This window comes from Agromyces sp. P2_B3 (assembly GCF_056404815.1).
Map to the genome: position 1 here is coordinate 26,914 of NZ_JBFUDH010000009.1, position 12,312 is coordinate 39,225.

Annotated in this window: 12 protein-coding genes; 5 read left to right on the top strand and 7 right to left on the bottom strand. The window is 71.0% G+C overall.

Features of this window, described 5'->3' with window-relative positions:
* Window positions 1–9 precede the first annotated feature (9 nt).
* The 6 genes from pstA to AC1DZA_RS13845 form a co-directional block, all read right to left on the bottom strand.
* Complete coding sequence (gene pstA / locus AC1DZA_RS13820) at window positions 10–1,107, bottom strand: phosphate ABC transporter permease PstA (RefSeq protein WP_309977571.1); 1,098 nt, start codon at window positions 1,105–1,107, stop codon at window positions 10–12.
* A complete protein-coding gene (gene pstC / locus AC1DZA_RS13825; protein WP_476761380.1) occupies window positions 1,107–2,045 on the bottom strand; it encodes a phosphate ABC transporter permease subunit PstC in 939 nt (312 codons plus the stop codon). Before pstC ends, pstA begins: the two co-directional genes overlap by 1 nt.
* A gap of 101 nt (window positions 2,046–2,146) precedes the next feature.
* A complete protein-coding gene (gene pstS / locus AC1DZA_RS13830) occupies window positions 2,147–3,238 on the bottom strand; it encodes a phosphate ABC transporter substrate-binding protein PstS (protein ID WP_476773176.1) in 1,092 nt (363 codons plus the stop codon).
* A gap of 174 nt (window positions 3,239–3,412) precedes the next feature.
* A complete protein-coding gene (locus AC1DZA_RS13835; RefSeq protein WP_476761382.1) occupies window positions 3,413–4,351 on the bottom strand; it encodes an NUDIX hydrolase in 939 nt (312 codons plus the stop codon).
* On the bottom strand, window positions 4,348–6,522 hold the full coding sequence (locus AC1DZA_RS13840; protein WP_476773177.1) for an RNA degradosome polyphosphate kinase: 2,175 nt from the start codon (window positions 6,520–6,522) through the stop codon (window positions 4,348–4,350). The genes AC1DZA_RS13835 and AC1DZA_RS13840 overlap by 4 nt, the downstream gene beginning before the upstream one ends.
* Before the next feature lie 45 nt (window positions 6,523–6,567).
* Window positions 6,568–7,260: a winged helix-turn-helix transcriptional regulator gene (locus AC1DZA_RS13845; protein ID WP_309977579.1), complete on the bottom strand. Its 693-nt coding sequence runs from the start codon at window positions 7,258–7,260 to the stop codon at window positions 6,568–6,570.
* A gap of 77 nt (window positions 7,261–7,337) precedes the next feature.
* On the opposite strand from AC1DZA_RS13845, the gene AC1DZA_RS13850 reads away from it, so the two are divergent.
* From AC1DZA_RS13850 to AC1DZA_RS13865, 4 genes are all read left to right on the top strand, one after another.
* Window positions 7,338–7,652, top strand: coding sequence for a hypothetical protein (locus tag AC1DZA_RS13850; RefSeq protein ID WP_309977581.1), 315 nt, complete (start codon window positions 7,338–7,340; stop codon window positions 7,650–7,652).
* A 139-nt stretch (window positions 7,653–7,791) separates the two neighbouring features.
* The gene (locus AC1DZA_RS13855) at window positions 7,792–8,400 is read left to right on the top strand and encodes a nitrobindin family protein (protein ID WP_476761385.1); all 609 of its coding nucleotides are present in this window, start codon (window positions 7,792–7,794) and stop codon (window positions 8,398–8,400) included.
* Entirely contained in the window at window positions 8,400–9,557 is a 1,158-nt protein-coding gene (gene ygfZ / locus AC1DZA_RS13860) for a CAF17-like 4Fe-4S cluster assembly/insertion protein YgfZ (RefSeq protein ID WP_476773178.1), read from the top strand. Before AC1DZA_RS13855 ends, ygfZ begins: the two co-directional genes overlap by 1 nt.
* Complete coding sequence (locus tag AC1DZA_RS13865) at window positions 9,554–10,633, top strand: FUSC family protein (RefSeq protein ID WP_476773179.1); 1,080 nt, start codon at window positions 9,554–9,556, stop codon at window positions 10,631–10,633. The genes ygfZ and AC1DZA_RS13865 overlap by 4 nt, the downstream gene beginning before the upstream one ends.
* 16 nt (window positions 10,634–10,649) lie before the next feature.
* On the opposite strand, the gene AC1DZA_RS13870 is transcribed toward AC1DZA_RS13865, so the two are convergent.
* Window positions 10,650–11,459, bottom strand: coding sequence for a class I SAM-dependent methyltransferase (locus AC1DZA_RS13870; RefSeq protein WP_476763249.1), 810 nt, complete (start codon window positions 11,457–11,459; stop codon window positions 10,650–10,652).
* A 76-nt stretch (window positions 11,460–11,535) separates the two neighbouring features.
* On the opposite strand from AC1DZA_RS13870, the gene AC1DZA_RS13875 reads away from it, so the two are divergent.
* The gene (locus AC1DZA_RS13875; protein WP_476763248.1) at window positions 11,536–12,282 is read left to right on the top strand and encodes a phosphoglyceromutase; all 747 of its coding nucleotides are present in this window, start codon (window positions 11,536–11,538) and stop codon (window positions 12,280–12,282) included.
* The last annotated feature ends 30 nt before the right edge of the window (window positions 12,283–12,312 follow it).

Here is a 12,312-nt window from a genome sequence, read left to right on the forward strand (position 1 = left end):
GGGGGAGGGTCAGCGGCCGAACTTCGGTGCGAAGAACTTGGCGACGAGACGGGCGATGAGGTTCAGCGCCATGACGATGAGGATGAGGGTGAGCGCGGCGGCCCACGCGCGGTCGAGGTACGCCTCGGGCGGATTGCCCTGGTTGGCGTACTGCGTGTAGACGAAGACGGGCAGCGACGACATGCGACCGTCGAACAGGTTCCAGTTCATGCTCTGCGTGAACCCCGCCGCGATGAGGAGCGGCGCGGTCTCGCCGATGACCCGCGAGATCGAGAGCATGATGCCGGTCGTGATGCCGGCGATGGACGTCGGGAGGACCACCTTCACGATGGTGAGCCACTTCGGCACGCCGAGGGCGAAGGCCGCCTCGCGCAGCTCGTTCGGCACGAGGCGGAGCATCTCCTCGCTCGACCGCACGACCACGGGGATCATCAGGACCGACAGGGCGACGGCGCCGGCGATGCCCGTGCGGGTGCCCGGCCCCAGGAAGATCGAGAACAGGGCGTAGGCGAAGAGGCCGGCGACGATCGACGGGATGCCGGTCATGACGTCGACGAGGAACGTGATGCCCCGCGCGAGGCGCCCGCGGCCGTACTCGACGAGGTAGATCGAGGTCATCAGGCCAATGGGGATGGAGATGATCGCCGCGGTGCCCGTCATGAGCACCGTGCCGACGATCGCGTGCAGCACGCCGCCGCCCTCGCCGGTCACGTTGCGCATCGACATCGTGAAGAAGTCCGCGTCGAACCGGTTGAGCCCGAACGTGATGACGGTGATGGTGAGCGAGATGAGCGGGATCATCGCGAGCACGAAGGCACCCGTCACGAGCGCCGTGACGAGGCGGTCCATGGCCCGCCGGCGGCCCTCGACGAGCATCGAGAAGAGCCAGATCGACGGGATGTAGAGGACGGCGCCGACGAGGAGCGCGCCGCCCCAGTTGAATCCGCTGCCGTCGGCGAGGGCGAGCACGCCGAAGATCGCGGCCGCAACGAGGATGGCTGCGCCGAGGATCATCCACGGTGCGGGGGTGGGCAGGCGCCCGGCGGTCAGGGAGTTCTCGATGGGCACCGCGACGGCGGTGGGCTCGGGCTTCGTCGTGACGGACATCAGTTGGCTCCCGAGAATTCCTTGCGGCGGCTGACGATCCAGCGTGCGATGGCGTTGACCACGAAGGTCACGATGAAGAGGATGAGGCCCGTCGCGATGAGCACGTTGACGTTCATGCCGTAGGCCTCGGGGAACGTCAGGGCGATGTTCGCGGCGATCGTCGACGGGTTCACCGAGGTCAGCAGCTTGAACGTGACCGCGCCGCTGGCGGAGAGCACCATGGCGACGGCCATCGTCTCGCCGAGCGCCCGGCCGAGGCCGAGGACCGCGGCGGAGACGATGCCCGAGCGGCCGAAGGGCAGCACGGCGGTGCGGATCATCTCCCACCGGGTGGCGCCGAGCGCGAGTGCGGCCTCCTCGTGGAGGACCGGGGTCTGCAGGAACACCTCGCGGCAGATCGCGGTCATGATCGGCAGCACCATCACGGCGAGCACGATGGCGGCGGTGAGGATCGTGCGGCCGGTGCCCGAGACGGGGCCGGCGAAGAGGGGGAACCAGCCGAAGTTGTCGACGAGCCAGGAGTACACCGGCTGCACCGCCGGGGCGAGCACGCCGATGCCCCAGAGGCCGAAGACCACGGAGGGCACCGCGGCGAGCAGGTCGACGATGTAGCCCAGGACCGAGGCGAGGCGGCGCGGCGCGTAGTGCGAGATGAAGAGGGCGATGCCGATCGAGACCGGGATGGCCATGAGCAGGGCGAGGGCCGCGGCCCACACCGTGCCGAAGAGCAGGGGACCGACGTAGTTCCAGAAGTTGTCGGTGAGGATCGACGCGTCCTCGTGGCTCGCGACGAGCGCGGGAAGGCTCTGCACGATCAGGAAGACGGCGACGGCGGCGAGCGTGACGAGGATCATCGATCCCGCGAAGACCGCGGAGCCCGAGAAGACCCGGTCGCCCGGTCGCTGCTTCGCCTTGATGGCGGTGGTGGCGGTGCTCATCTGGCGTGATCCTCGAGTTCAGGTGATGGTGGATCGTGGGACATGACCGTGCCCGACCCCGTCGCGTTCATGAGGAAACGTCGGGGTCGGGCACGAACCTACTACTGGATCGAGTCGATCGCAGCCGTGATCTGCTCGCGCAGGCTGTCCGAGATCGGCGCAGAGCCGGCGGCGTCAGCCGCCACGTTCTGGCCCTCGGGGCTGGCCATGTACGAGAAGTACGACTTCACGAGCTCGACGTTCTCGTCGTCCTCGTAGTCCTGGCAGCCGATGATGTAGCTCACGAGCACGATCGGGTAGACGCCGGCCTCCTCGGAGGTGCGGTCGATCTCGATGGCGATGTCGCCGTCGGCGCGACCCTCGGCCTCGGGCGAGGCGTCGACGATGGCCGCGGCGGCCTCGGGCGAGAACTCGACGAAGTCGTCGCCGACCTGCACCGCGACGGTGCCCAGGTCGCCGGCGCGCGAGGCGTCGGCGTAGCCGATGGTGCCGGTGCCGTTGGTGACCGCGTCGACGACGCCCGAGGTGCCCTGTGCGGCCTCGCCGCCCTCGAACGGCCAGACGCCGTCGGCCTCATACGTCCACACGTCGGGAGCCGCGGCGCCGAGGTAGTCGGTGAAGTTCTCGGTGGTGCCCGAGTCGTCGGAGCGGTGCACGGGCGTGATCGCTAGGTCGGGCAGCGTCGCGTCGGGGTTCAGCGCGACGATGGCCTCGTCGTTCCAGTTCGTGATGGTGCCGGCGAAGATGCCCGCGATGGTCGCGGCGTCGAGGTTGAGCGTGTCGACGCCCTCGACGTTGAAGATCACCGCGATGGGGGAGATGTACATGGGCAGCTCGACCACCGAGGTGTCGGCGGCGCACTTGGCGAAGCCGCCGGCGGCGATCTCCTCGTCCTTGAACGCGCGGTCCGAGCCGGCGAAGTCGCTCGCACCCTCGAGGAAGGTCTCGCGGCCTGCGCCCGAGCCCGAGGGGTCGTAGTCGATCGTCACGTCGGGGTTGGCCGTCTGGAAGCCGGCGATCCACGCCTGCTGTGCGGCATCCTGCGAGGACGCGCCGGCGCCGACGAGGTTGCCCGAGAGCGACGAGGCCGACTCCGAGGCGGCGGTGCCGCCCTCGTTCGCGGCGCAGGAGCTGAGCGCGATCGCCGCGGTGATGGCGACGACGACGGGCACGCCGAAACGCTTGAGGTTCACGTGATTCCCTTCCGGGGTTCTGATTGCAGGGGATGGGCCGGGTGCCGGCCCGCCTGCGACGCTAAGCCGCGCGCCTTACGAGCTTCCGCCACGACGGTAAACGGCAGGTGAACGAGCCCTGTCGCACGGATGCCGCGGGCTGGGAGTTCCCCGGAAGCCGCCCGCGCGACCGCGTCAGGCGCGGGGCGCGTGCGTCTCGATGGCGACGATGCCCGAGCCGGAGTTCGTGGCCGAGAGGTGCACCACGCTGAAGGCGCCGGGCTCGAGCCCCGCGGCATCCGTCACGTACGAACCGAGCGGCGTGGCCGTCGCCAAGGCGATCTCGCGCACCATCTCGGGCAGCACGGGACCGTGTCCGCAGATCACGGCCGGCTTGCCCGCGCGCACGCGCTTGCCGACGACGCGGCGCACCTCGTCGTTGCCCGACTCCCAGGCGTCCTGGCTGATGCCCTCGTCGCGCTTGATCGGGATGCCGGTGGCGGCGGCGAGGGGCGCGACCGTGGTGACGCAACGCACCGCGGGCGACGTGACGATGCGCCGGGGCGCCCACGCCGTGATCGTGTCGACGAGCGCGGCCGCCTGCTGCACGCCGCGCTCGGCGAGCGGGCGCGCGGCATCCGTGCCCTTCCATCCGCCCCGTGAGACGGCCTTGCCGTGCCGCACCAGAAGGAGCGGGAAGGTGCTCGTGACGCCCTGGTCGAGCAGCTTCGCGAACGTGTCGAGGATCTCGACGTCGGGTTCGTAGCTGAGGTAGCCGCGGGCGCGCTTCACCGTGACCCACTCGAGGGCGGCGATCTCTGAGTTCGGCTTGAACGTCGATCGCTGGACGGCGCGTTCGCTCACCTCGGCGGCCCAGTAGTGCACGATCTTCTCGCGCCCGCTGGGCAGCGGGTAGCGCGAGACGCCGAGCGGCACGCCGAGCGCGACGTCGAGGCCGGTCTCCTCGGCGATCTCGCGCACCGCCGTGCGGGGGAGCGACTCGCCCGGGTCGACCTTGCCCTTGGGGATGGTGACGTCACCGTACGCGGTGCGGTGCACGACGAGCACGTGGATCCGGCCGTCGATGACGCGCCAGCACACGGCGCCGGCCGCGTAGATGGCCGTGGCGGTCAACGCCGCTTCCCCGGACGGGTACGCTGGCCGATCTGCTGCATCAGCTTCGACTGCATGTCCTCCAGCGGATGCCCCGCGTCGTCGATCCAGTGCCGCACCCATTCCCCGTCGCCCGACAGGTGCCACGAGCTCGTCCGGTCGTCCATCGCCCGGTCGAACAGGGCCGCGATCTCGGTGAGGTGCTCGGGGTCGACGAGTCGCACGAGTGCCTCCACCCGACGGTCGAGGTTGCGGTGCATCATGTCGGCGGAGCCGATGAACACCTGCGGGTCGCCGTCGTTGAGGAACGAGAAGATCCGCGAGTGCTCCAGGTAGCGCCCGAGGATCGAACGCACGCGGATGTTCTCGCTGAGCCCGGGGATGCCCGGGCGCAGGCTGCAGATGCCCCGCACCCAGACGTCGACGGGCACGCCCGCGTTCGACGCGCGGTACAGCGCATCGATGATCGCCTCGTCGACGATCGAGTTCACCTTGATGCGGATGCCGCTGGGCCGGCCGGCCTCGGCGTTGCGCGTCTCGGTGGCGATGAGCTTGAGCAGGCCCTTGCGCAGGTGCAGCGGCGCGACGAGCAGGCGCTTGAACTTCTTCTCGATCGCGTAGCCCGAGAGCTCGTTGAAGAGGCGGGTGAGGTCCTTGCCGACCTGATCGTCGGCGGTGAGCAGGCCGAGGTCCTCGTAGATGCGGCTCGTCTTCGGGTTGTAGTTTCCCGTGCCGATGTGGCTGTAGTGGCGGAGGCCGCCCTTCTCCTGCCGGATCACGAGGGCGAGCTTGCAGTGCGTCTTCAGCCCGACGAGGCCGTAGACGACGTGCACGCCGGCCTTCTCGAGCTTGCGCGCCCACGAGATGTTCGCCTGCTCGTCGAACCGCGCCTTGATCTCGACGAGGGCGAGCACCTGCTTGCCCGACTCGGCCGCGTCGATGAGCGCCTCGACGATGGGGCTGTCGCCCGACGTGCGGTAGAGCGTCTGCTTGATGGCGAGCACGTCGGGGTCGGCGGCGGCCTGTTCGAGGAAGGCCTGCACGCTCGTCGCGAACGACTCGTAGGGGTGGTGGAGGAGGACGTCCTGCCGGGAGACGGCCTTGAAGATGTCGGCCTGCCGGTTCGGCTCCGACGGCAGCAGGTGCGCGTTCGTGGTGGGCACGTGCGTGGGGTAGTGGAGCTCGGGCCGGTCGAGCCGGGCGAGGTCGAACAGCCCGCCCAGGTCGAGCGGGGCCGGGAGGCGGAAGACCTCCTGCTCGGTGACATCGAGCTCGCGCACGAGCAGGCCCAGGGTCACGTCGTCCATGTCCTCGGTGATCTCGAGGCGGATGGGCGGACCGAACCGGCGCCGGAGGAGCTCCTTCTCGAGCGCCTTGATGAGGTTCTCGGTCTCGTCCTCCTCGATCTCGACGTCCTCGTTGCGGGTGATGCGGAACACGTGGTGCTCGACGATCTCCATGCCGGGGAAGAGGTCGCCCAGGTGGTTCGCGATGAGGTCCTCGAGCGTGACGTACCTGGCGTCCTCGATCGACTCCTCGGGGTCGACGCGCACGAACCGGGGGAGCATCTGCGGCACCTTGACGCGGGCGAACTCCTGACGGCCGGTGCGGCTGTTGCGCACGCGCACCGAGAGATTGAGCGAGAGGCCCGAGATGTAGGGGAACGGATGCGCCGGGTCGACCGCGAGCGGCATGAGCACCGGGAAGATCTGCGCCGAGAAGTAGGCGCGCAGGTGCGCCGTCTCGCGTTCGCCCAGGTCGGACCAGGCGACGACGTGGATGCCGGACTCGGCCAGCGCGGGCTTGACGAGCTCCTGGTAGGCGGCCGAATGGCGTTCCTGCAGCTCGTGCGCCTTCTTCGAGATGTCGCTCAGGACGTCGTGCGGGGCGCGGCCCACGTTGGTGGGCACGGCGAGGCCCGTGACGATGCGGCGCTTCAGGCCCGCGACCCGCACCATGAAGAACTCGTCGAGGTTCGACGCGAAGATGGCGAGGAAGTTGGCGCGCTCCAGCACGGGCAGCAGCGGGTCCTCGGCGAGCTCCAGCACGCGCTGGTTGAACGCGAGCCAGCTGAGCTCGCGGTCGAGGTAGCGTTCGGCGGGAAGTTCGGGCGCGCCTTCGATGTCGAACGGCTCGAAGTCGTCGTCGAAGTCGCTGGCGGTGCGGTCTTCGTCGAGGGCGCTGTCGGTCATCCACTCATCATGCCACCCGGCCCGCCACAGGCGGGGGGTGCGACGTTAACGTGCGGTGACGGTCGGCGCGCCCTGGTCGTCTTCCTCGTGCACGTTGAAGCGGTAGCCCACGTTGCGAACGGTGCCGATGAGGCTGTCGAGGTCGCCGAGCTTGGCCCGGAGGCGCCGCACGTGCACGTCCACCGTGCGGGTGCCGCCGAAGTAGTCGTAGCCCCACACCTCGCTGAGCAGCTGCTCGCGGGTGAACACGCGCGAGGGGTGCGCGGCGAGGAAGCGGAGGAGCTCGAACTCCTTGTACGTGAGGTCGAGGGTGCGGCCGTGCACCTTCGCCGAGTAGCTGGCCTCGTCGATGACGACGCCGGAGGTCTGGATGCGCTCCGACGGCTGCGCAGACTGTGCCCGGCCGAGGGCGAGGCGGATGCGCGCATCGACCTCGGCGGGCCCGGCGTCCATGAGCACCACGTCGTCGACGCCCCAGTCGGGCGTGACCGCGGTGAGGCCGCCCTCCGTGACGATGAGCAGGAGGGGAACCGACAGTCCCGTCGTGCGAAGGATCTGCGACAGCGCCTTCGCACCCGCGAGGTTCGTGCGGGCGTCGAGGAACACGAGATCGGATTCTGGCGCTCTGACCAGCTGCTCAGGCGAAGCGGGGATGACCCTCGTTCGGTGAGTCAGGAGTGACAACGCCGGGAGAACCTCATCGTTTGCCGCCGGCGACAGGATCAGTAACTGCGCCACGCACACCCTCCAGTAGTAAGGTGCGGTCAATACTACGTGACGCCGGACACCGGCTGTGCGACGCGAACGGGGGGAACATGCGAGCGGGCTCTGAGACCCGAGGCGGCTGGCCGCGGATCGTGCTCGTCTGGGCCATCGCGGCGGTCGGTGCGGTCCTCGTCGTCTCCGGCGCGTACTCGGGCACCGGTGCGTGGTTCGGCGACGCCTCGTCGCTCGGGGTCTACGGTGCGCTGTGCGTCGCGTTCGCAGCATCCGTGCTGGCCGCGCTCATCGTCGAACTCGCGTCGCGGAAGCCCGGCGGCTTCGTCACGCGCACCAGCACGAGCATCGCCGGCGCCGCCGTGGTGATGCTCATCGCGGCGATCGCCGTGGCGCCCGTCGCCTTCGGGTGAGCGGGTAGACTCGACGCCATGTCGCAGCTGCTCGCCCTCGAACTCCTCTTCATCGGCCTGCTCGGGCTCGCGAGCCTCGCCATCGCGTGGATCAGCGGCGTCGTCGTGTACAAGCTCTTCAAGGGCCAGCGCTGATCCGATGATCGAGCTTCCCGTCGACCTTCCGGCCGAGCTCGTGCCGCTCTCCTGGCTCATCGGGGTCTGGGAGGGCTCGGGCGTCATCGACTACAAGGTGGGCGACGAGTCGATCACCCATGAGTTCGGCCAGCGCGTGAGCTTCAGCCATGACGGCCTGCCGCACCTGAACTACACGTCGTACACGTGGCTCTTCCCCGAGGAGCCCGACGGCGACCCGAGGCCGCTCGCGACCGAGACGGGGTACTGGCGCATCGAGCGCCCGCTGGGGGAGGGCGACCCGGGCCCCGCGCTGCTGCCCGCCGTGGGCGAGAACCGCTATCCCGACGCGGAGTCCGTCGAAACACTGCGTAATGCGACCGGCGGATTCGATCTCGAGGTCTCGCTCGTGCACCCCGGGGGTGTCGCCGAGCTCTACCTCGGGCAGGTCAAGGGCCCGCGCATCGACCTCGCCACCGACGCCGTGATGCGCACGGCCGGCGCGAAGGACTACGCGGCCGCCACCCGCCTCTACGGCCTGGTCGACGGCCACCTGCTGTGGGCCTGGGACATCGCCGCACTCGGGCAGGACCTGCGCACGCACGCGTCCGCCCGGCTCGCGAAGGTCGACTGATGACCGGATCGCCCTTCCTCGCGCTGCCCGGCGCCGTGCCCGCCGAGGGCGTCGACGCGGGCGTGCCCGGCCACTACGGCAACCCCATCGTCGAGCAGCGCCGCCTCGAACGGGGCGACGCGATCGTCGACCTCTCCGATCGCGGGGTGCTCTCGGTCACCGGGCCCGACCGACTCAGCTGGCTGCACTCGATGGCGAGCCAGGCGCTCGACCGGCTCGCACCCGGCATCGCCGCAGAGGCGCTCTTCCTCGACGCGTCCGGTCGCATCGAGCACGTGGTGCACGTCGTCGACGACGGCGAGACCGCGTGGCTCATCGTCGAGGGCACGGATGCCGCACCGCTGGCCGCCTTCCTCGACCGCATGCGGTTCATGCTGCGCGTCGAGGTCGGCGACCGATCGGGCGAGCTGGCGGTCGTCGCCGCGATGTCGTCGTCGGCCCTCGATGCGGCGGTGCCCGCGTACGCGCCGGCGGGGGTGGCGCTCGACTGGGCCGACCCGTGGTCGTCGCCCGCCCCGAACGCGCACCGCTACGCGGCCGACGCCGGCCACCCGGCATCCGACTGGCACTGGATCGAACGCATCGTGCCGCGCGACGCGCTCGCCGAGGCGGCCGCGGCCGTCCGCGCCGGTCGCGTGGCCGTGGCCGGCTCGCTCGCGGCCGAGGCGCTGCGCATCGCGGCGTGGCGGCCCAGGCTCGCCACCGAGGTCGACGAGAAGTCGATCCCGCACGAGCTCGACTGGCTGCGCAGCGCGGTCGACCTGGGCAAGGGCTGCTACAAGGGGCAGGAGACCGTGGCCAAGGTGCTGAACCTCGGCCGGCCGCCGCGCCGCCTCGTGCTCCTGCACCTCGACGGCAGCGACACGGTGCTGCCCGCCCCCGGCGATATCGTGGTGGGCGAGAAGGTGCGGCCCGAACCCGCCGAGGGCGAGGCGCCCCAGCGACGCGAGGTCGGCCACGTCACCTCGAGTGCCATGCACCACGAGCTCGGCCCGGTGGCCCTGGCGGTCGTGAAGCGCGCGGTGCCCGCGGACCTGACCCTCATCGTCGAGAGCCACGGCATCGACGTCGCCGCCGCACAGGTCGAGATCGTCCCGGCCGACGCCGGTGCCGCCGTCGACGTGCCCAGACTGCCGAGGCTCGGCGTCCGCAAGTGAGCGCCTCGGGCCGGGTCGGCGCGCGCCTCGCGGCCGGCTCGATCCGGGTCCGCGACTCCCTTCCCGCGATCCTGCAGATCACCGTCACGGCCGTCGCGGCGTATGCCTTCGCCTCGCTCGTGCTCGGCCACGCCCAGCCGCTGATCGCGGCGATCGTCGCGATCACCGCGCTCGGCTTCGTGCGCGACGCCCGTCCCGTGCGGGTGCTCGAGACCGTGGTCGCGATGACCCTCGGCATCGTGCTTGCCGAGGTGCTGCTGCTCGCGTTCGGCGCCGGAATCTGGCAGTACGCGCTGGCACTGGCCCTCACGCTCGCACTCGCGCGGCTGGTGTCGGCGAACGCGGCCTTCGCCATCGCGGCCGCCGTGCAGTGCTCGCTCGTCATGCTCGTGCCCGCGCCCGCCGGTGGCCCGTTCGTGCGAACGGTCGACGCCATCGTGGGCGGGGCGTTCGCGCTCGCCGCGACGGCGATCATCCCGCGCGACCCCTACCGCGCGGCCACGCGTGAGGGGCGTCGCCTCATCGACGAGCACGTGGCGGTGCTCGGCGAGCTCGCCGAGGCGCTGCGGTCGGGGAGCACGGATGCCGCGGGCCGGGCGCTCTCGCGAGCCAGGGCGACGCAGCCCCTCGTCGAGGCGTGGATGGCGTCGGTCGACTCGGGCCTCGCGATCGCGCGCGTCTCGCCGATCGTGCATCGGGCGAAGTTCGACCTCGAGCGGCAGCGGGTGATGCTCGGCGGGCTCGACCTCGCGACGAGGAACCTGCGCATCATCGCGCGCCGGATCGAATGGGTGCTGCGCGACGGACGAGCCCGGCCCGAGGTCGCCGACGTGCACGCTCGCGTCGCGGTGGCGCTGGGGCCGCTCGCCGACTCGATGCGCGACGTGTCGGCGCAGCCGATCGCGCGGCAGGCGTTCGCCGAGATCGCGCGCCATCTCGATCCCGTGGCGATCCTGCCCGACGGTCCGGTCGGCGACCGGAACACGATCACCGCGCTGCGGCCCTACCTCGTCGACCTGTTGACCGCGACCGGGCTCGACCTCGACGGGGCGCGGGAGCTGCTCCCCGCCGACTGAGGCGGGAACTCGGCGTTCAGACGGGCGCGACCGCGTCCCACGGCACGGTGAGCTCCCCGAGGCGCGAGCGACGCGGCCCGCCGATCACGGGCCAGCCCTCGTGCCGGAGGGTGGCCACGGCGGCGATCCACCGCTGCGAGCCGCCGTAGACCGACATCGGCGCGTGCACCCGCCAGGCGCGGTCGAGGGTCGCGAGCAGCTCGTGGATGCGCTCGCCGGGCACGTTGCGGTGGATGAGCGCCTTCGGCAGCCGCTCGGCGACGATCGAGGGCCGCTCGAGGCCCGACCGGCGCAGGCTGATCGTGAAGGTGCGCGGCCCCTCGGCCGTGACGCCCACCCAGCTCGACACCCGGCCGAGCTCGTCGCAGGTGCCCTCGACCACGAGGCCGCCGGGCGAGAGGCGCGCCGACATCCGCCGCCAGGCCGCGTCGACCTGCGCCTCGTCGTACTGCCGGAGCACGTTGAACGCGCGGATCACCGCGGGACGGCGTGCGTCGGGTGTCGGCACCTCGAAGCCGCCGAGGCCGAACGTGACGGGCAGGCCGGCGGGGAAGTGCCCGTCGCCGGCGCGCATGCGGTCGAGCTGCTCACGCGCGGTGCGGACCCGCGCCGGGTCGATCTCGAGGCCGAGCACCTCGACGTCGGGGCGCGACCGGATGACGCGTGCGGCGAGCTCGAACGTCGTCACGGCGCTCGCGCCGAAGCCCAGGTCGACGACGAAGGGGTCGGCGGCGTGCAGGAGGGCGGGCTGCGCGGCGATCCACCGGTCGACGCGGCGCAGCCGGTTGGTGTTCGTCGTGCCGCGCGTGATCGATCCGACGGGCATGCCCCAAGTCTCGCAGGGCGACGCGGGAGGTCTCGCAGCGCGGGCCACGGATGCCGCCGCGGCTAGGCTGTTCCCCATGCCTCACACGCTCGTGCTGCTGCGCCACGGCAACAGCGAATGGAACCAGAAGAACCTGTTCACCGGATGGGTCGACGTGCGACTCAGCGAACTCGGCCTCCAGGAGGCGAAGCGCGCCGGCGAGCTCCTCGTCGAGCACGGGGTGCTGCCCGACGTGCAGCACACCTCGGTGCTCACCCGCGCCATCCAGACCGCGAACATCGCCCTCGACGTCGCCGACCGCGCCTGGATCGACGTGCGCCGTTCCTGGCGGCTCAACGAGCGTCACTACGGCGCGCTGCAGGGGCTCGACAAGGCCGAGACGCTGGAGAAGTACGGTCCCGAGCAGTTCCAGCTCTGGCGTCGATCCTTCGACGTCCCGCCGCCGGTGCTCGCCGACGATGCCGAGTGGTCGCAGGTCGGCGACCCCCGCTACGCCGACCTCGCCGACGACGAGCTGCCGCGCACCGAGTGCCTGAAGGACGTCATCGCGCGAATGCTCCCGTACTGGGAGTCGGACATCATCCCCGACCTCGCCACCGGGAAGACGGTGCTGGTCACCGCGCACGGCAACTCGCTCCGCGCCCTCGTGAAGCACCTCGACGGGATCTCCGACGACGACATCGCCGAGCTCAACATCCCCACCGGCATCCCGCTCGTGTACGAGCTGGGCGACGACTACATGCCGCTCGAGCCCGGCCGCTACCTCGACCCCGAGGCCGCCGCGGCGGGCGCGGCCGCCGTCGCCGCCCAGGGCAAGAAGTAGCCGCACCGGCACACGACGAAGGGCGGGGGA

Bases quoted from the DNA above. Each gene is read 5' to 3' on its own strand.
- pstA (WP_309977571.1), bottom strand. From the start codon at position 1,107: ATGTCCGTCACGACGAAGCCCGAGCCCACCGCCGTCGCGGTGCCCATC.
- pstC (WP_476761380.1), bottom strand. From the start codon at position 2,045: ATGAGCACCGCCACCACCGCCATCAAGGCGAAGCAGCGACCGGGCGAC.
- AC1DZA_RS13840 (WP_476773177.1), bottom strand. From the start codon at position 6,522: ATGACCGACAGCGCCCTCGACGAAGACCGCACCGCCAGCGACTTCGAC.
- AC1DZA_RS13850 (WP_309977581.1), top strand. From the start codon at position 7,338: ATGCGAGCGGGCTCTGAGACCCGAGGCGGCTGGCCGCGGATCGTGCTC.
- AC1DZA_RS13855 (WP_476761385.1), top strand. From the start codon at position 7,792: ATGATCGAGCTTCCCGTCGACCTTCCGGCCGAGCTCGTGCCGCTCTCC.
- ygfZ (WP_476773178.1), top strand. From the start codon at position 8,400: ATGACCGGATCGCCCTTCCTCGCGCTGCCCGGCGCCGTGCCCGCCGAG.
- AC1DZA_RS13870 (WP_476763249.1), bottom strand. From the start codon at position 11,459: ATGCCCGTCGGATCGATCACGCGCGGCACGACGAACACCAACCGGCTG.
- AC1DZA_RS13875 (WP_476763248.1), top strand. From the start codon at position 11,536: ATGCCTCACACGCTCGTGCTGCTGCGCCACGGCAACAGCGAATGGAAC.